This window comes from Halohasta litchfieldiae (assembly GCF_002788215.1).
GTDB classification, from domain to species: Archaea; Halobacteriota; Halobacteria; order Halobacteriales; family Haloferacaceae; genus Halohasta; species Halohasta litchfieldiae.
Genome location: NZ_CP024845.1, coordinates 2,727,731 through 2,746,251, shown reverse-complemented (window position 1 = coordinate 2,746,251; position 18,521 = coordinate 2,727,731). Strand labels below are relative to the sequence as shown.

Annotated in this window: 17 protein-coding genes and 3 pseudogenes; 8 read left to right on the top strand and 12 right to left on the bottom strand. The window is 57.1% G+C overall.

Annotation, left to right across the window (positions count from 1 at the left end; translation table 11 throughout):
* Positions 1-43 precede the first annotated feature (43 nt).
* Positions 44-424, bottom strand: a complete 381-nt coding sequence (locus HALTADL_RS17455; RefSeq protein WP_143054172.1) for a hypothetical protein — start codon at positions 422-424, stop codon at positions 44-46.
* Positions 425-877: 453 nt separating this feature from the next.
* On the opposite strand from HALTADL_RS17455, the gene HALTADL_RS13850 reads away from it, so the two are divergent.
* Positions 878-1,342: an Lrp/AsnC family transcriptional regulator gene (locus HALTADL_RS13850; RefSeq protein WP_089673221.1), complete on the top strand. Its 465-nt coding sequence runs from the start codon at positions 878-880 to the stop codon at positions 1,340-1,342.
* A gap of 5 nt (positions 1,343-1,347) precedes the next feature.
* Here the strand turns inward: HALTADL_RS13850 and HALTADL_RS13845 are convergent, their stop codons facing one another.
* Positions 1,348-2,364: an amidohydrolase family protein gene (locus HALTADL_RS13845; protein ID WP_089673220.1), complete on the bottom strand. Its 1,017-nt coding sequence runs from the start codon at positions 2,362-2,364 to the stop codon at positions 1,348-1,350.
* 400 nt (positions 2,365-2,764) lie between these two features.
* Between HALTADL_RS13845 and HALTADL_RS13840 the strand changes: the two genes are divergently transcribed.
* Positions 2,765-4,255 carry a proton-conducting transporter transmembrane domain-containing protein gene (locus HALTADL_RS13840; RefSeq protein WP_089673219.1) on the top strand — a complete coding sequence of 497 codons (1,491 nt, stop codon included), beginning with the start codon at positions 2,765-2,767 and terminating at the stop codon, positions 4,253-4,255.
* The gene (locus HALTADL_RS13835) at positions 4,245-6,698 is read left to right on the top strand and encodes a DUF2309 domain-containing protein (protein WP_089673218.1); all 2,454 of its coding nucleotides are present in this window, start codon (positions 4,245-4,247) and stop codon (positions 6,696-6,698) included. The genes HALTADL_RS13840 and HALTADL_RS13835 overlap by 11 nt, the downstream gene beginning before the upstream one ends.
* 25 nt (positions 6,699-6,723) lie before the next feature.
* On the opposite strand, the gene HALTADL_RS13830 is transcribed toward HALTADL_RS13835, so the two are convergent.
* The gene (locus tag HALTADL_RS13830) at positions 6,724-7,029 is read right to left on the bottom strand and encodes a hypothetical protein (protein ID WP_089673217.1); all 306 of its coding nucleotides are present in this window, start codon (positions 7,027-7,029) and stop codon (positions 6,724-6,726) included.
* A gap of 64 nt (positions 7,030-7,093) precedes the next feature.
* On the opposite strand from HALTADL_RS13830, the gene HALTADL_RS13825 reads away from it, so the two are divergent.
* Positions 7,094-7,390 carry a DUF6360 family protein gene (locus HALTADL_RS13825; RefSeq protein ID WP_089673216.1) on the top strand — a complete coding sequence of 99 codons (297 nt, stop codon included), beginning with the start codon at positions 7,094-7,096 and terminating at the stop codon, positions 7,388-7,390.
* 12 nt (positions 7,391-7,402) lie between these two features.
* Here HALTADL_RS13825 and HALTADL_RS13820 read toward each other — a convergent pair whose 3' ends face one another.
* The 5 genes from HALTADL_RS13820 to HALTADL_RS13800 all read right to left on the bottom strand — a co-directional run bounded on the left by HALTADL_RS13820 (position 7,403) and on the right by HALTADL_RS13800 (position 13,868).
* Positions 7,403-7,801, bottom strand: a complete 399-nt coding sequence (locus HALTADL_RS13820; protein ID WP_089673215.1) for a hypothetical protein — start codon at positions 7,799-7,801, stop codon at positions 7,403-7,405.
* A 159-nt stretch (positions 7,802-7,960) separates the two neighbouring features.
* A complete protein-coding gene (locus HALTADL_RS13815; protein ID WP_089673214.1) occupies positions 7,961-9,580 on the bottom strand; it encodes an RNA-directed DNA polymerase in 1,620 nt (539 codons plus the stop codon).
* A gap of 141 nt (positions 9,581-9,721) precedes the next feature.
* On the bottom strand, positions 9,722-10,954 hold the full coding sequence (locus HALTADL_RS13810; protein WP_089673227.1) for an MBL fold metallo-hydrolase: 1,233 nt from the start codon (positions 10,952-10,954) through the stop codon (positions 9,722-9,724).
* 127 nt (positions 10,955-11,081) lie between these two features.
* Positions 11,082-11,375, bottom strand: coding sequence for a hypothetical protein (locus HALTADL_RS13805; protein WP_089673213.1), 294 nt, complete (start codon positions 11,373-11,375; stop codon positions 11,082-11,084).
* Positions 11,376-11,468: 93 nt separating this feature from the next.
* Complete coding sequence (locus HALTADL_RS13800) at positions 11,469-13,868, bottom strand: heavy metal translocating P-type ATPase (RefSeq protein ID WP_089673212.1); 2,400 nt, start codon at positions 13,866-13,868, stop codon at positions 11,469-11,471.
* 152 nt (positions 13,869-14,020) lie between these two features.
* Between HALTADL_RS13800 and HALTADL_RS13795 the strand changes: the two genes are divergently transcribed.
* Positions 14,021-14,380, top strand: a complete 360-nt coding sequence (locus tag HALTADL_RS13795) for a DUF5518 domain-containing protein (RefSeq protein ID WP_089673211.1) — start codon at positions 14,021-14,023, stop codon at positions 14,378-14,380.
* On the opposite strand, the gene HALTADL_RS13790 is transcribed toward HALTADL_RS13795, so the two are convergent.
* Together HALTADL_RS13790 and HALTADL_RS13785 are read right to left on the bottom strand one after the other, a co-directional pair.
* The gene (locus tag HALTADL_RS13790) at positions 14,381-15,550 is read right to left on the bottom strand and encodes a hypothetical protein (protein ID WP_089673210.1); all 1,170 of its coding nucleotides are present in this window, start codon (positions 15,548-15,550) and stop codon (positions 14,381-14,383) included.
* A 74-nt stretch (positions 15,551-15,624) separates the two neighbouring features.
* Complete coding sequence (locus HALTADL_RS13785; protein ID WP_089673209.1) at positions 15,625-16,125, bottom strand: DUF367 family protein; 501 nt, start codon at positions 16,123-16,125, stop codon at positions 15,625-15,627.
* Between the two features lie 103 nt (positions 16,126-16,228).
* Here HALTADL_RS13785 and HALTADL_RS13780 point away from each other — a divergent pair, with 103 nt between their 5' ends.
* Positions 16,229-16,555, top strand: a complete 327-nt coding sequence (locus HALTADL_RS13780) for a nuclear transport factor 2 family protein (protein WP_089673208.1) — start codon at positions 16,229-16,231, stop codon at positions 16,553-16,555.
* A 69-nt stretch (positions 16,556-16,624) separates the two neighbouring features.
* Positions 16,625-16,798, top strand: a pseudogene (locus tag HALTADL_RS13775) (pyridoxamine 5'-phosphate oxidase family protein); the annotation flags it as partial.
* A gap of 19 nt (positions 16,799-16,817) precedes the next feature.
* Here HALTADL_RS13775 and HALTADL_RS13770 read toward each other — a convergent pair.
* Positions 16,818-17,818 (bottom strand): IS630-like element ISHli10 family transposase gene (locus HALTADL_RS13770; protein WP_076611135.1). Its coding sequence is split into 2 segments (ribosomal slippage): positions 16,818-17,326 and positions 17,326-17,818, totalling 1,002 coding nucleotides; the frame shifts between segments, so codons are not numbered across the junction.
* Positions 17,819-17,870: 52 nt separating this feature from the next.
* On the opposite strand from HALTADL_RS13770, the pseudogene HALTADL_RS13765 reads away from it, so the two are divergent.
* A pseudogene (locus tag HALTADL_RS13765) lies at positions 17,871-18,131 on the top strand (pyridoxamine 5'-phosphate oxidase family protein); the annotation flags it as partial.
* An 18-nt stretch (positions 18,132-18,149) separates the two neighbouring features.
* Here the strand turns inward: HALTADL_RS13765 and HALTADL_RS13760 are convergent.
* Positions 18,150-18,466 (bottom strand): annotated as a pseudogene (locus HALTADL_RS13760) (helix-turn-helix domain-containing protein).
* Positions 18,467-18,521 lie beyond the last annotated feature (55 nt).

The window sequence follows — 18,521 nt, the reverse complement described above, 5'->3', positions numbered from 1 at the left end:
TAAAAATGCTTAAATGTCGATATTCTATTAGACTTCTAAACTTCTAAGATCGTTCGGGGATTTTGTCAGTAGCACCCTCAATAGCTCTCAGCACTCGATGCCGCCAATTGAAATCCTCTGAGAAGATTTTAATTTCGGCAAGTCGGTCCTCACTTTCATATCCATCTGAACGGAGTTGGATCACTTTTGGCCGTCCCGTAGGATTTGAGTCAATTAAATATTCTCCACCACGGGGCCCGATTAACAACATTTGTGCTCTAGCTCCCTCTCCAAATCGAAATTCTTGAACTGCATAAGCGGAGTCAAAATCCCATTTCTCACTACTGCTCCACTCAACACGATACATTCCTGGTTCCTCCCAATTCATTTTCTTGATAGCACTCTCTACACCGTTTGTCGTTGGATCAGAACTAGTATATTCCATCTAATACAAGAACACAAAGATATGTTATTAAATTTGTGTATACCCAGAATATCGATGTCACAGAGTAGAACCTTTCTGAGGGCTGGGCACCGACTCCTGAAACACTAATTTCTAAGTGGAAGTCTACGTATTCTGAGGGGCGGTTATCAATTCTATCACAAATCATCCATTTTCGGAATATAATCCTTTGAACCTGACTTGGCAGGTGGACAATCATCTGGGTATTTTAAGTGGTAAGGTTACGTGTTAGCTATTGTAAGCGGCCAAACACCGCACTTAGGCGAGATTGAATGCGCTCGAAACACCTCATCATTCGCTGATGAATACAGGCCTTTCGAGCCGAGGACCAGGGTTCGAATCCCTGATCGAGCATCCTTTTCAGAGCAGACAATCCCGACAGTTGCGACTCCGTTGAGCCAAAGTGTCTTTATTGATGCCGTGAGACGGAGGGGTATGAACGGCGAGGAGATCGACGACGTCGACCGAGCGATCCTCCACGCGCTCCAAGAGGACGCACGCAACATGTCGTCCGGCGACATCGCAGAGCGAACGGGGACCTCGGACAGTACGGTTCGCAAACGTATCCAGCGTCTCGAATCCAGTGAGATAATCAAGGGGTACAAAGCCGAGGTCGACTACCAGAAATCGGGGTATCCCCTCCGAATGTTGTTGTACTGTACCGCCACGATTCCCGAGCGTGGCGAACGTAGTTCCGAGATCCTCGATATCGATGGCGTTGTCTCCGTCCAAGAACTCGTCACAGGCGAGCAGAACCTCCTCGTGACGGCTGTCGGGGAGACTGACAGCGACATCACGCCAGTTGCACAGGAACTGCTCGATATGGGGCTGACTGTCGCCGACGAGGTCCTCGTCCGGAGTCACGAGACGAAGCCGTTCGGCAAGTTCGACACCGAGTAAGCCGATTACAACACGACGCGTTTTACATCGCGTGCGGTCGCCCGTCTGACGACCGCCTGTAGTGGGTCGACAGTTCCCGCGAGGTTGTCCGAATCGCCGTCCAGAATCAGCAGGGCAGCTCGTCGCCCCGGCTCGATGACGCCGCAGTCGAGACCGGCGATCTCTGCGCCTGCGGTCGTCGCCATCCCCAAGACCTCCCGAGCAGTCACGTCGAACGTTTTGGCCGTGTAGGCCATCTCCCGAAACATCGACGGCGGATTGAGCATGACGTTGTCGGTCCCCAGTGCGACCGTTGTGTGGTCGAGCAGCTCACGAATCGGCGGTCGACCCACATCGAGGACGCAGTTTGCACGTGGACAGACAGCAATGGGAATCGATTGGGCGTCGACGCGGTCAAGATGTGATTGCTCCGCGTGAACCATATGAACGAGCAGCTCCGGTTCGAGATCTAAGGCGGGGTGGATGTCGGTGGCGTCCGGTTCGCCAGCGTGGATCGCAAACGGAGCCCCGGCCTCGCGGGCCGCGGCGCGCTCGGCAGTGAAGTTGGCGTCGTTCGCACCACTTGCGCCGAACCCGTCGGCCACATCAAGAACGGCAGGGTCGTCGCTTCCAAAAATGAATGCGTCGATCTCTCGTCCCTCCTCGGCCGCACGAAGGGCGCGGGCACCGTCGAGACCCGACTCTCGAAAGTCGAGGAACGCCGCGGTCCCGGTCTGCTCCATGAACCGGAGCGTCCGACCCATCGCCGCGACGAGTTCGTCCCGACTGGCGGCTGCCAGCCGCCGGTGTTTGCGACTATCCGGTGGGGCGACCGCCTCCTCGAGCGAGAGCCCAACGCCCGCCTCCTTGGCGACCGAATCCCCGACGTGAGTGTGGGCGTTGACGAACGCGGGAACGATGATGTCGGTCGACGCCGTCTCAATCTGTTCGACCGCCTCGATTCGCCCGTCCGCGACGATAATCCGGCCATCTAGTGGCTCAAACGATTCCCCCGTGAGAATCGTCCCCTCGAACTGTTCCATACCCTGATACCCAGTTTCATCCCAATATGAGTTCCTATCTCACCATATCGAACGAAACGGTAGAGATAAGCTACTGTTTGGAGCAATACGGTTACAGAAGGCGTATGCCCACGAACAGTGGCTCACACCGAACCCGATGCACAACTTCCCCCTGACGAGTCGGTCTCCGTCAGGAATCTGTATTATTGAGTACGCAACCTATCGTTGAGTCCGATACTAGTTCCTGCCAGAGCGAAGACTATAATGTTCTTTAATGGCCTTCTTAGCGAACAGTTTGGGAGGATAAAAGGATTTAATACGTAGTCTGTTCGTAGCAATGAGTGAAGACGACCGGGCTGCTGCAGCGCTGGTGGTTCTGGAAGCCACCGGTTGCAGCAGGCCGTCGACACTGGAGCAAACGATGACAGAACAGGATCAGTTGACGACGGTGGGACAGCTCCCGAACAGAACCAACCCAGAATCGCTTCTCCCGGCCGTTCTCACGCGGCTGGTGTGGTTGCTGTGGGTCGCCACGCTCGGTGTGCTCGGGGTGCGGCTCTGGACCGACGGGACGTGGGGCATCTCAGGCGTCGTCGCTGTCGACGGACTCACCGTTGTGATGTGGACCGTTGTCACCTTCTTCAGTGGGATCGTCCACAGCTACTCGCGCCGGTATATGGCCGGCCAACAGCAGATCGAGCGGTTCTTTGCCGGCGTGTTCGGCTTCACGCTGGTCGTGATGGTGTTGGTTGCGGCCGATCATATCGCACTGTTTGCGGTCGCGTGGCTCGCAATGGGCCTCACCATGGCCGAGTTGATCGGCCACGTTCAGGAATGGCCACAGGCACAGGCCGCCGCCGGACTGGCCCGCCGGTATTTCCTCGCAAGCGGTGGGCTCCTGACCGTCGCGCTCGCAACGCTGTGGGTGTCGACGGGCGCGACCAGTATCTCGGGCATCGCGGCAGCCGCCGATACCGTTCCGTTCACACCGTGGCTCGTCGCGGCGGGCGCACTCTTGGGTGCGGCGATGATCCAGTCCGCACTGGTGCCGTTCCAAACGTGGTTGCTCGCCTCGATGACTGCGCCGACTCCGGCCTCAGCACTGATGCACGCCGGGTTCGTCAACGCGGGCGGCGTCCTGCTGGTTCGTTTTGCGCCCGTGATCTCGGTCGACGCCCGCTTCATGCTGCTGGTCGTGGTCGTTGGTGCGATAAGCGCCCTCTCGGGGAAGTTCCTGAAATCAGTACAACCCGATATCAAGAGTCAACTCGGCTGTTCGACGGTGGGCCAGATGGGATTCATGATCATGCAGGCCGGCCTCGGCTTCTTCGGGGCGGCGATCACCCACCTCATTTTGCATGGATTTTATAAGGCCTACCAGTTCCTCTCGGCGGGCGATGGAGTCACACAGACCAGTCCAACGAAAACCAAACACAAACCCAGATCACTGAGCGCTATCGGCTTCCTCGTCACCGTACTGACAGCCGTCGTCGGTGGCATCCTGTTTGGGGTTCTCACCGGGAAGGGGTTGAGTGTCGACAGCGGACTCCTCTTGGCCCTCCTGGTCGTGCTGACGACGCTCCACGCAACGCGGAACGCCCTCGCACAGACGTCTGTCTCGGCGGCCACGCGGTACGGCCTCATCCCGCTAGTTTTCCTGCCAGCAATCGCGGTGTACGCGGGAGCCTACACGGCCATCGCGGGCATAATGAAGGGCATCCCGATTGTCGCAGCACCGGCGGAGCTAACGGCTGTTCACGGCGTCGTCGCGGTTGCGTTCGCGATTGCCTACGTTGTGATTGAGACCGGGCTCTACCAACGCAGCCAGCGACTGTACGTCGCGTTGCTGAACGCAACCCAGCCACCATCCGAAACCATCCTGACCTCCACGGAGGAGTACAATGAGTACTGAAAGCCAGATCCACGAAACGACGGTCGAAGATAGCATCGAAGCCGCAGCAACCACGGTCGGGTCGGCGTGGCCGCTCCACTCCTTTGTGACGGCCAACCCGCTTTCGGGGTTCGAAGACCAGCCGTTCCACGAGGCCGCCGCCGAGGCCGAGCGACTGTTCGGCAGCGATGGCTACCCGAGCGTCGACGTCTTTCGAGCGGCGTGGAACGATGGCCAGATCGACTCCGAACTGCTACAGCAGGAGTTGGTCGACTACGGCTATGATGACGATCCCGAAGCGCTGTTGAATCGCATGGAGATGGCGAGAGCCGACGACGGCGATTCGACCGACGACACCGCCTCGACCGCTGACGAGGCAGTCGACCTCCTGCTGACGAAATGGCTGGCGGCGTTCCTCGATCAGGGCCAAACCGAGTGGCCGATGCCGAACCGCGAGGAAGGATTTTATACCGCGTTCCGTACGGTGGCTCGCCACGACCGCAACCTACCCAACAGTGGCTCGATTGCTGACCGGCCCGACGAGCCAGTTGCGGCCATCGAAGAGGTTCTCGTAGACTCCCCAGTCGACCAGTGGGAGACGATCTTCGAGTACCACCTGACCGCATTGCCGGGGTGGACTGGACTGATCAAACAGCAGGCCGACAGCGACGATGCCTGGCAGTCGACGTATCCGATTAGCCTCGTTGACTACCTTGCAGTGCGCCTGACAATCGCGAACCTCCTTGGTTCGCCCATCGAGCCACCGACCGAGTGGACTGACGCTGCCGACACCGCAGGGGACGAGGTTCCGCTGGCCGAAGTCTGGCTGACCGCATGGGAACGCACCTACCGCGAGGAGTTGGTCGACGTCGTCGCCGAGGCCAGTGGCTCGCTCTCCGAGGCAGAAGACAGTGGCCGTCCGGATGCACAAATGGTGTTCTGTATCGACACGCGCTCGGAGATCATCCGCCGCCACATCGAGTCGACGGGGGCCTACGAGACCCACGGCTACGCCGGTTTTTTCGGCATCCCGATGCGCCACGAAGGGTACGATTCGGACGTGACAGTCGACGCCTGTCCCCCAATCGTGGATGCCCAACACCGCATCACCGACCGCCCGACGTCGGGGACAGACGCCACACGAGACGCCTACGACCGCTGGCAGCAGACCACGGAGATGGGCCACAACGTCCTCAAAGCACTCAAATCCAACGCCGCAACCGCCTTTAGCTTCGTCGAGAGCGCCGGCGCAGGCTACGGGGCCGCGCTGGCCGCCCGGACACTGGTGCCAGATCGCTTTTCGGCGTTCACTGACAGCGTCGACCACTCCCATCACTCTCACGAGTTCTGCGAGCCCTCGGTCGACTACAACCCAGACGCGATGACCGAACTCCGCGAAGGGCTAACCCTCGACGAGAAAGTCGAGTACGCCGAAACCGCCTTCGACCTCATGGGCTGGGAGCAGTTTGCCCGCCTCGTTGTCTTTACCGGCCACGCCAGCGAGACGTCGAACAATCCGTTCGGATCGAGCCTCGACTGCGGGGCCTGCGCTGGCAACCCCGGCGGACCGAGCGCTCGCGTGCTGGCGGCCATCTGTAACGACGAGGCAGTCAAAGACGAACTCCGTGCCCGCGGACATGATATTCCTGAGGATACCCTGTTCCTCGCTGGCGAGCACAACACGACGACCGACGAGATTACGCTCTACACCAGCGACATTCCAGAAAGCCACGCTGATGATGTCGACCAGCTACAGGCCGATCTCGACACAGCCCGCGCCGGAGCGGCCGCCGAACGCGCCGAGTCCATGGGCACAGACACCGATGGCCTCACAGAGACCGAGCGCCGTGCGGCCGACTGGGCCGAGACCCGCCCCGAATGGGGGCTGGCTGGCAACGCGTCGTTCGTCATCGGACCGCGCGACCTCACCGCTGGCTGTGATCTCGACGGCCGCGCATTCCTCCATTCCTACGATTGGTCGACCGATCCCGACGGCGAGGCCCTCGAAGCGATCATGGCCGGCCCGATGGTCGTCACCCAGTGGATCAACAACCAGTACTACTTCGCGACCGTCGACACCGCAACCTTCGGCAGCGGGTCAAAAGTCACCCACAACCCGGTCGGCAACGTCGGCGTCTATCAGGGCAACGGTGGCGACCTGCTGACTGGCCTGCCGCTCCAGTCGGTGATGGCCGACGACGAGACGCCGTACCACCAGCCGCTCCGTCTCTCGACGGTGATTCACGCGCCCGTCGACCGTGTGACCGATATTCTCTCGGCAAACGAGGAAGTCACGCAACTGCTGGACAACGGATGGCTCTCGCTAACGGTTGTCGATCCCACACAGAACCACGGCACGTTCCACTACGCAGGCGAACTAGAGTGGACCGCGCTGGATGCCGACGAACGGACCGCCGAGCCGATTGGGACGACGACGAGAGTAGCCCCCACCGCTGACGACTAACCACTGCCAGCCTCAGGCTCTCCTATTATCCGTCGCAACAAACCGTATAGAAGACGTCGCTCGTGAGGACTGTTTTGAGTTGGTCGACGAGGTCCTCGGTCGACTCGTAGGGACCGAACTTGCTCACAATCGCTCCATCAGCCTGCAGTGTAAGCACCCAGCGGGCGGTCTCTGCCGGTCCATCGCGCTGGCTAATGTCGAGCACGCGATCCGGCAGCACGAGTCGACAGCCATCGCCCGCTTCTTTAATTGTCCAGTCGACGTCCGCATCAAGCGCGTCGCTGGCCACGGTCGCAAGTCGCTGTTCGATGACTGGGTGGTCGACGGCCATACCGTATGCTCGCCCTACCAACTGATAAAGCCTCAAGAGCCAGCCCCACCTCTACACAGCCACGATGTCCGATAGACTCCTCTCAGTCAACGCCTATACGACTCTGGACCTGATCGATGGTGAGGCCGAAGCCCACGACTTCACCGAATCGGCCTACGCAGTCGTCAACGCCACCGCGCCGCGCAAGAAGCCCGACCACGTCAAACTGGAGCTGGAACTCGACAACGCGGAGCTTGAACACCTCCCAGCGCACGCCGACCGCGTGCGACTGACGCCGGATCAGGCCCGCGAGTTGGCCTCGGAGTTGGAGCGATACGCCGAGAAAGTCGACGCCTATCTCGCAGAGAGCGACGACGAGTAGTCGATTGGAGCCTTAGGGTTCCCAGTCGACGCGGTCGCGCCATTCCTCCTGCTGCTCGCTTTCAGTGATGTGGTGGTGGCCGTCGGCGATATCCCTCCGAATCCGGTCGTCGAACTCGGTGATCTCCGGCAGGAAGCCGTGCCGAAAGGTGTCGACGACCTCGTAGGTCCACATGTCGTCGACCGCACCCGAGGGGAGATGCTTCTCGCGGAGTTCGTCGGCGTACTCCTCGTGGCCCGCCTTGCGGAGGGTTTCCTCGGCTTGAGCCAGCTTATCCATCGCACGCCCGGTTTTGTGGTGAAACGCGATGAGGTTGCCGAACCCCTGATACAGATGTTCGGTCGCATGCTGGATGTCATGCAAGGCCTCCTTTTCGGCCGCCGAGAGGTCGGGTTCGTTGTGGTCAGCCATAGGCTGGCATTGGGCCCGGTGGGGTAAAGCACTGATTCAGGAATGGGGACTGGTTTGGGGTGGTCGACTGGGAGTCAGCACTGCTATCAAATAATAGAATACGTAGAATCAGACACTAATTTAATATTTCAAATTAAAAAGTAACGATCTAAATTCTGTTCAGCCGGAAATATTCTTTGCAAGAGCTACAGATGACTTGCAATATTGGTGGTCTTTACTAGCTTGATTATAAAAGGCACCTCTTATTTCAGGGTCCATATCCCGAATAGCGATTAAAATAATTGATTTTTGAACAGGATTATTTGATTTAGGATACTCTTCTGATATTGTCTCAACATCTGTTTTATCACCGTATTTGCCTAAATATGCTATTATATAGTTTCTAGTTTCGGGGATTTGTTGAGGTTCTCTGAATAGTCTTCGCATCCCAGATATTGTCTTCTTTGTTTTAATATTACTCTGAAATATCCATCGAACAATAACAAATTTCTGAAATTCATAGATAATCTCTTCATTTAGAATCATGCTAATCAATTTATTAGCAATTTCATCCCGATTATTTAACTTGGAGAAATACTTATCAACAATTCTTCTTATCTGTGTTCTACCGTCTTTTATTCTATCAAGACAATATGGCACAGCATAATGGCTGTTAACATCTCCCAAGTTCCTTACTAAATAATTAAACAAACTTTTATTATCTAGGTCAGAATCTTCAATATGCTTCTTAAAAGCATTCCCTAAAAGAATTATTTCTTCATCTTCTCTAATGTCTGATTCATCTATTTCACCGCCATCTGTGTACGGTATATAATTTCTACTATCTGATGAATCTTTATCTCTTTTGGCTTTAATTTTCTTCCTCCGGTCTTCACGTTCCTGTCTTATTCTGTCAACTATTTTTGGCTGTAACTGTTTAATAATCTCTCTCGGATCTTTGAACTTTCTCTTAGCCTCTTTAGAAGTCAAGATTTCTGTTTTACTTTTATTTATATACAGACCCTTATTTCTATACAATTCTGACAACTTATTTAGCATATTTATTGCATCATTTCTATTTCGACAATATATTTTTAAATCATCTCCATATCGAGTGTGATCGTAACCTTCTGATTTAATTCTCTTATCTATTCTGTTTAAATATAGCTCTGAAAGAATATTAGAGGGGTAGTAACCTTGTGGTAGTCCACGACCCTTTGGACGATTCCATCGTGCAAGAAATTTCCAAAGTAGATCTCTTAATTTCTCGTTATCAGTTATCTCTCTCAGATTTGAGTCTAATATTCGATGTTCGACATTCTCAAAATAAGACGATATATCTGTTGAAAGTACATATTCATATTCATTATAAAGTGTTTGACTCTTCTCATTCCACTGCTTCCAAGATTTAAATGGATTTTCCATCCAATAGCTATTCTCACTAATATCATCAAGCAAAATTCTAGAAAAACGTCGGTCTTGTGCTGACCACTGTATTTCGCTCCGAATATCATCATAAAGCTCGATGATAATCGCTGAGTAGATGGTTAGATCAGTAATTTTTAGAACACTAGCAGGACGAACATTCCAATCTTTTTTAGGAAAACTAACAGTACGTGAATCTGATGGGGAATAACCACTGTCAAGTTTTTGCGAGAGTTGTTCTATGTATTCGCTTCGATCATGGTCAATAATTTCAGTAATATAAGGATTATTAATGAATATTTTGTCATTCCGGGACAGATTCCTTTTAGTTTTCTCCCAAGCTAATTCTAGATTAAGATCACTTGATAGAGACATATGTATTCCATATTTCCTAACAGGTTAAATTTAGCCATAGTATGTGTATCTGGCTATTAAGACATCTAGCGTATTCCTGATTCGACTGAAGTAAATAATAAAGTAGAACTCTATTATAAATAAATCGGCCAGTAACATCGGTCAATACTCCACCGTCTCGCCGAGTTCCGGAGCCTCCGCCTCGAACCCATCTTCACGCAACTCCTCGGCAAACGCCGCACACGAATCGCCGTGATTTACGAGCACCGTCGACCCCTCATATTGCTCAAGAAACCCACGCAACCCCTCGTGATCCGCATGCGCCGAGAAGTCGAACAAGTCCGTCTGGGCTGACACCGGATAGATCCCACCATTGAGTTCACAGCGGCCCGTCTCCAGCAGCTCTCGCCCCGGCGTCCCCTCGACCTGATACCCCGTCAGCGAGATCCGATTCACCGGATTGGTCCGAATCTCGGGAATGTAGGTCATCGCTGGCCCACCGCTGAGCATCCCGCTTGTCGTGACGATTACCGTGTTCTGATCGGCGATCCGCTTGCGCTGGCCATCGCGGCCGGTGACCTCGCGGGCGTGGCGTGCAGCCCGACCGAGGGCGTCGGCATCCCGCACGTAGTCGGGATACTGCCGCAGCATCGACAGCACTTCGGTGCCCATCCCGTCGACGTAACACTCCAAATCATGTGCCTCACACACCATGAGCAACTCTTGGGTCCGGCCAATCGCAAACGCCGGCACGACAACCGTCCCGCCCTCCCACATCGTGGTTTTGGCCGTCTCGGCAAACCGCGATTCGACGTCCGACCGCTCGTCGTGGCTCACGTTCGCATAGGTCGACTCACAGAGCACTACGTCCGCCTCGGGCCGGGCTGTCGACCCGCTCAAGAGCCGCGTATCGTCAGTATGGAAATCAGCCGTATACAAGAGTCGGGTCTCGCCATCGTCGACCAGCACGTGTGCCGAGCCGGGGATATGGCCCGCATTATAAAGGGTAATTTCGTGGCCCGCCGCGTCGAAGGTTTCACCGTAGCCATGGCGGGTGTCGACCTCGCCCATTCGGGCGACATCCGTCTCGGTGAAGGGGCACTGCATCGTCCCGCCATGGAGTTTGAGCGTATCACGCGCGAGGATGCGGGCGAGTTCGGCAGTCGGTGGTGTCCAGTGAATTTCGGGTCGACTGGAGCCTGAGAGCAGTGAGGGAATCGCACCGACGTGATCGAGATGGCCGTGAGAGACGACGACGGCTTCGGGGTCGACGTTGCCGACGGGGTACTGGGGCGGGTTCGCAGTCAGCGAGCCGTAATCCAACAAGAGAGAGTCGTTGACGAGGATCGCACTCCGGCCGACCTCGCCAGCACCCCCGAGAAACTGCAGATCCATTACTGGTTTCCAGCCGCCGAAGACGCTTTCATCCATCGGTTCGATTATGCGTGATCGCTGACCGTCGAGAATCGCTGTCGACCGCGCCAGCTAGCGCTACAGGGGCCGCGAGGAGGGCGGACAATCGCTACGTGTTCACACCCGGTTCGTCTCTGACGAAGCGCACCGAAAACCGCTCGTAGCCGCCGTAGGCGACATCCAGCGCACCCATCCACCAGTTCCATCGCTCGATGAGATCCGACTCATCAGGGGCGTCTTCGAGATGGGTGACGAGTTCGTCGACGGTCAGCGCTTGGCCGCGGTCGGAAGCGATCTGCCCGGAGTCGACGAGGTCTCGGACTTGTCGGGTCACGACGCGGAGTTCGGCCTCGCTGCCGTCGAACTCCTCGGTGAGTGTGTGTTTGAGGCGAGTCGTATCCACGTCTAGAGGTGGGTGCTCAAGCAGTAAGACTCTCGCGGATTCGTGCTATGGGTACACATTACAATCAGAAACAGACGAGACAGTATCGCGATACTATCCGGTGGCCGTCGACTCCGGCTCTTCGGGTTCGACGCCGGCCAGTCGCATCGCGTTGCCGGTGACGCCGAGGCTCATTCCCATGTCACCGATGACAATCGCCATCAGTACCGAGACATACCCCAGCGGTGCGCCGACCGCGAGCAGGAGTTTCACGCCGAGGCTCGACCAGATGTTCTGTCTGATGACGCCGCTGGCAGTCGTCGACAGCTCATAGAGGTACGGCAGCCGCGTCAGGTCGTCGGCCATCAGCGCGATGTCGGCGGTCTCTAAGGCGGCATCGGTCCCGGCCGCACCCATCGCAATCCCGACCGACGCAGTCGCCAACGCCGGGGCGTCGTTGATCCCGTCGCCGACCATCGCCACGCCGCCCTCGTGGGCTTCCCGCAGTTCACGGACCGCCTCTACTTTCTGCTCGGGCAGGAGATCTGCCCGCACCTCGTCGACGCCGACCTCGCGGCCAATCGCCTGCGCCGTGCGATCGTTGTCACCGGTCAGCATGACGACCCGCTCGATACCCGCCTTTTTAAGCCGGTCGACGGCCCACGCGGCCTCCGGGCGCACCGTATCCGCAATCGCAATGACGCCCTCCAACTCGTCTTCGGTACCGACGAGGACGACCGTTTTGCCCTCGGCTTGGAGTCGGGGAATCGTCTCCGAGACGAGGTCGACGTAGCTTCCGTGGTCGCAGGATGAGAGTTCGTCCTGCAGCGTAGCTTCCTCTTCGTGTTCTGTGAGGCCGCCATCGGTTTCGAGGTGGGCGTGTTCGAGATCAAACCCGAGATCAGCAAACAGTGCAGGTTTCCCAGCGTAGTGAGTGGTTCCATCGAGATCTGCACGGACACCCTCGCCTGTGATCGCCTCGAAATTCGTCACTTTCCGGCCGGTTTGGTCTCCAACGAGGCGGTTGGCGTGGTCGACGATGGCATCGGAGATCGGATGCTCGCTTCGGGCCTCGATGGCTCCGGCGCAGGCCAACACGTCTGTGTCGCTGTTGCCGTTGAGCGCAATCACGTCGGTCACGCCGAGGTCGCCCGTGGTGAGCGTCCCGGTTTTGTCGACCGCGACCGCTTCGACCTCACCCATGGCTTCGAGATGCGTTCCGCCTTTTATTAGGACCCCGTTGCGGGCTGCGCTCGTCAGCCCCGAAACGACCGAGACTGGCGTCGAGATAACGAACGCGCAGGGACAGGCGATCACCAGCAGCGTGAGTCCGCGAACGAACCATTGGGTGAACGGCCCGCCGAACACGAGGGGTGGGATCGCCATTGTCGCCAACGCGGCGACGACGACAATCGGGGTGTAGACCGCCGCAAAGCGGTCGACGAACTGTTCGGTGTCGGTCTGCTTGCCCTCGGCGGCCTCCACGAGTTCGATCACGCGGGCGATGGTCGACTCGTCGGCGGGTGCGGTCGTCTCGATTTCGAGATAGCCACCCTCCGTGAGGCTTCCAGCATACACTTCGTCGCCGGCGCTCTTGTCGGCGGGAACGCTCTCGCCGGTGATCGGTGACTCATCGATGGCGCTTTGGCCCTCTTGGATGATCCCGTCGACGGGGATTTTCTCGCCCGGTCTCACGACCACACGGTCGCCGACAGCGACTTCGTCGGCCGGGACAACGCGTTCCTCGCCGTTTTCGAGGACGGTTGCGGTCTCCGGCGAGAGTTCTATCAGTTCCCGGAGCGAACCCCTCGCTCGGTCCATCGAGTAGCGTTCAAGCAGTTCAGCGACGCTGAACAGTACCGCCAGCGTGGCAGCCTCAAACGGGAGGTTGACCGCGAGCGCACCGAGAATCCCGCCGGTCATCAGCAGGTCGATATCGAGGCTCAGGTTTCGAATCGAGTAGTAACCGTTGCGGACGATTTCGGAGCCAGCGACCGCGGCCGCGGCGACGTAGGCCAGCCAGTCGAGGCCGAGGTCGACGCCAAAGACGGTTGCGAGGGTTGTATTTGCGCCCGGCACAAGCCATTCGAAGGCGACGCCGATCAGCATGAAGAGCGCGCCAAGGCCGGTTCTGATCGCCCGGCTGCTTTTCCAGACCGCGGTCGGGTCGTGTGGCTCGTCTCCATCTTCAACCTCGTAGCCCGCGGCCTCGACTCGGTCGCGGATCGCCTCAACTGTCGTCACTTTTGGATCGTAGTTGACGAGCAACGTCCCCGAGGTCGGCCGCGGGTCGATCTCGCTGAGCCCGTCGAGTTTCGAGACGCTGGAGTCGACTTTGTTAGCACAGGAGGCACAGTCCATCGACGGCACCGACAGCGAGACGGTTTCGCCCGCGTCATTCGCTGGCGTCCCCTCGCTGGCGCTGTGGCTCTCCATCCCAGATGTTTCTGTCGACGAGCCACAGTCGTCGTCACAGCAGGCGTGGGTGGCGTCGTCAGTGTCATCTGCAGTCATTAGTGGAGACTAGCTGCTCGAAGGTTATTAACTCAGCTGCTAAAAGGCGGCCTTATTTAATAGAATAGTTGGCTACAACCGGTGTACTGTTAATAACTATTGGCACGGTGGGCTGTCCGTGTGCTTTTGCCCGTCGACTGCTTATATACGGTATGACAAACTGGCGAGCGGTCGGCATCGGATTTGTGGTAATGGTCATTGCGGGCGTGTTGGCGACCGGCGCGCCGATTGTCGGCCATATCGGGGCTGGAATCATCGGCGGGTTGGCGGCTGGCTACGTCGCCGGTGGGAGCCTGACAAGCGGTGCGTGGCACGGCCTGTTGGCTGGATCAATCGCCGGCGTCGTCCTCACGATTATCTTTGCAATCGTCGTCGGTGTATTCGGCCTTTTTGCTGGCCCACTCGGCGGCGCGCTCGGCTTCGGTGGCGTGTTGGTCGGTGGCCTCGTCGTGACGTTCATCTTCGCCGTCGACAGCGCGCTGGCTGGCGCACTTGGAGCCGTCTTCGCGTAATCAGAGACCCAGCCCACAGGCGTACTCCAGCGTTCCAAACCCTTGGCCCACCGTCTCTTTGTCGATGGATCGTCCCTCTACTTCGCCTTTTAAATCGTCCATACGAAACAGATACTCGTTGTAGCTCCAGTGGCTCTCCGTGAGGCCACCCAGAATCGAGCGGTCGATGTAGTTGCGGGCGTGGCCGTAGCTGGTCGCCGTGAACTCAACGTAGTTCCCCTCGCCGTCGCTCACTTCGACCTCGAAATGCGGATGGGGGTCATCGTCGAACACCGGTTCGATAGTGGCCGAATCGAACTCGACGAGCTGGTCACCGGTGGCCGAATCCCAGAGTGCCGACTGCCGTATGGGAATCGTCGACCGCTCCAATCGCTTCGAATCAAAGAAGTTGTACCCCTGTCGGAGGAGCTGCGGGCCGAGGAAGGGGATAAACGCCGAAAACGCGGTCCCGTCCGGGAAAAATGCCCAGATCCACTTCCACGGGAACAGCGGGAGATTGAGACAGACGCGCTGGAAGTAACAGATTCCTTCGAGGTGTTCGGGACCGTCGGGGAGATCGAACTCGCCTTCGAACTGCATTCGCCGCCACGCGACGAGATCCATCCCGCCAGCAACCGTGTCGGTGTCCATCGCCTGCACTGGCGAGTCGACGCGGTTGTCCAACGCTCCCCACGCCTCGAATTTTGCCTCGCCCCCTGCTCCGGCGAAATGGGCTTCAAGTCCCAACTCTCGGTCAGTCGACGCCCGGATTTCGCCGCCACGCTTGGCATGCTCGCCGTCCTCGCTGTTCTTGCTATCTGCCCACGCCGAAATCGAGCCATCCGAGAGCCTCGCGGTGGCTGGCTGATTGACAACTCCCTCGTGGACCGCCTCGTCGTCGCCGTACCAGCCCACAGAGATCGCACTGAACTCGTCGACGCCGTTTTTGATACTGCGGTCGAGATCCAGCCCCGGCATCGAGATATCGTTAACGCGAATCTGATCACCCGCACGCGCGGCAATCGAAAACATCAGTTGCTCGGGGCCGTACCCCTCCTCGCCCTCCGGAAACAGAATGAACCACCACCACGACGAGGAGGTCCGGTTCTGCTGGGCGGGCAACTGTGTCCAGATCCGGTCGAACACGCGCTGGTGGTCGACCAGCGAGCGGGTCGACACGTCCTTACTCATTACCTGCTCCTCAAAGCGGCGGCTGATAGCTTTGTTCGTTCTCGGCGACAGTCAGCGAAACTTAGTGATCACAGTTACCGGTCGAGATACTCCTGCTGAACGGCGACGATCTCGGTCGAGTCCTCGCAGTCGGCATACCGGCGGAGCGGTTCGTCGTTAAGTTCGAGGAACGTCTCGCCCCACGTGAACTTCGACAGAATTGCTTCGGCCTGCTCGCGCTCGCCGAAAATACAGAGGGCCGCGGCCAGTGCTTCGACAGTTGTGAGTTGCATCGGTCGACCGAAGTTCACGGGGTTCGCGGCGACCAGATACGGCAGCGCGCGGTGGTCGCCAGCCAAGGAAAATTGGGCCTCGCCCGCCGATTCCCACGAACAGTCTAAGGCGACGAGTGCGCCGTCGCTGGCAACCGAGCGGTCGACCGGCGAGAGCGCCTGGTCGGCATGCGGGTTGAGGACGATCCCATAGGGTGTGGCCCGGTGGTTACGGTGGAGTTCGGCGAGGTCGAACTTCGACAGCTTTCGGGCCGTACATTTCTGTGGGTCGTCGTCGCCCTCGTACCGGATATGCAGGTCCACAGTACCCCATCTCCGGTCGGGATCGCTAAAAACAGCGCGTTTACAGGTCGGACAGGTAGAGGGTGGGGATAACGCTCTTTGTCGACCCACCCGACCGACACGTATGGACCAGTCGACGCTTGTTTCTGAATACTATCGGTGTCTCGATGAAGATGAGTACGAAACCCTGCGGTCGATTCTCCATCCCGAGTTCGTCCAGCACCGCCCCGACCGGAGTTTCGACGGTCGCGAGGCGTTCGTCGAGTTCATGCAGTCAGGTCGACCGCAAACCGAAACGACACACAGCGTCCAAAATCTCCTCGAATCGACTGCGAGCCTCGCGGCCTACGGTCGCCTGTTCGATGCCGACGACACTGAACTATTCTCGTTCATCGACGTCTTCCGCTTCGACGGTACCGGTCGGATTCTCGCGGTCGACACGTTCTCGTAGCACTCAAGCAGGCTCTGTTTCGATTCGTTCGGGAGCGTACTTTTGACCCTGCCAGCCGTAGCACCGTATATGAGTGACCCCGATGCAACAGCGATGGACGACGCGGAGCGAGATTCGTTTCTCGAAGATGGCGGAACCGGTGTCATGTCGCTCAGTACGACGGGCGACGAACGCCCCCATTCGATGCCGGTCTCCTACGGCTACGATCCAACGGAGTCGACGTTCTACTTTCGACTTGCTGTCGATGCAGCTATAGTAACCGTTAGATATAATTACTCACTTCAGGTAGGCTTAGTTGATGGAGGGCGGCATCGATGGTGGTCGTGAGTTCATTCATTGACTCGAAGTAGCGATTGCCCAACGCCGATTCGAGCTGTCTCCAGCACTCTTCGACCGGATTAAGGTCAGGACGATACGCCGGCAATCGAACGAATTCGAGTCCATCACGCTCCGCAAGTTCGGTGACGGCCGACGCCCGAAAGTACGACGCTCCATCCAGTACAACGATCAAATCCTCTTCGAATTCATCATATACTGCTAAAATGAAATGTTTGGCGTGTTCGGCGGTCACATATTCAGGAAATCGTGAGAAAAACGACCGGCCATCGTCAGTGACAGCACCAAGTAAACACGTCCAGTCTCGAAGGCCTGATAGTTCGACGCTAGGCCGTGAATTTCGTCGAAACCAGGCCTGCGTTGAATCGCCATTCACCGATGTCTTCTTCTGATCGATACAGACGACTGTAGCGTCCAGCTCCCGGCGGTTTTTTTGAGGGTTTCGTCGAACTCCTCGCGGTCTTCCGGCTCGGCTTTGGCGTTCGACGGCCGCGGTTTCTGATAGCTAAGACCCGCTTCCTTGAGGAGGCGCCGACAGCTCGGAATCGAGTACTCGACGTCGTAGGTTTCCTTGAGATGGTGCCGGGCAAGTGATGTTGTCCAAGCTGGTTCATCGTATCCAGCTTCAGCCGGAGGATCTCGGACGGTTTCACGAAATTTTTCGAGATGTTTATCCGATAATTTTCGATTTCTACCAGAACGATGATCATCTGTAACTGCTTCCGAAAGCGGTTCATCTGTATTGAGTCGTTTGAGCCAACTGTAGATCGTTCGCCGGCCCGTGTCGTTCCATTCTGCAAGCTCGGTTTGGCTAATCCCGTTTTTGTACGCAATTGCCGTTAATAGCCGTTGTGCCGGTCGTTTCCCCTCGACTTCTTCGAGTGCTTTATGGAGTTCGTCGAGCCCGGTCTCTTCGAGGTGTGCCATTACTGCCTACTACATACAACGGGCTGATAATTCTAACGGTTACTATAGTGAGAAGGGAAACCTCGCCGACCGTGCTGTGACGTTCGTGACCTATGGACAGCAAAACGACATGTGGCAGAGCGTTATCGCTGGCGGGCGGCTCGAAGAAACGACTACTGAGTCAATTGCCACTGAAACGCTTCAGGGGCTCGAACGAGTTCACATTCCGCTTGTCGACATATTCGGACGCCCGCCACGAGACGTTCAGTTCGAATTCTACCGGCTCGTTCCGGACGAACTAAGCGGCCGAAAAGAATTGAGTACTGCTATCTGAGACAAATCACGAAACAAATTAGGTTTCCATACTGGGTTCGGTCGCGTACTTGTCGCTGAACTCGCCGATGAGCTGTCCATCTGTGCGTACCAGTCGTTGAGCATTCGCTGCATCTCTTGGGCGATTTCGTCACCATCTCGTGGGCGATACACATGGTAGTAGCCACCGTGATCGTAGTTGACCTGTTGTTTCTGTATGAACCCGGCTTGCATCAGCCGCTGGACTGAGCGATAGGCAGTCGACCGTTCACGGTCGATTTTCTCGGCGATCTCGTCGACCAAAATGAGGGTGTCGACGTCTTCACGCACTACATCCGCAAAACGGAGTAACAACATGAGTACGGAACCCAAACAGACACCAGACGCCGATGATGAGACACGGACTCGCGCT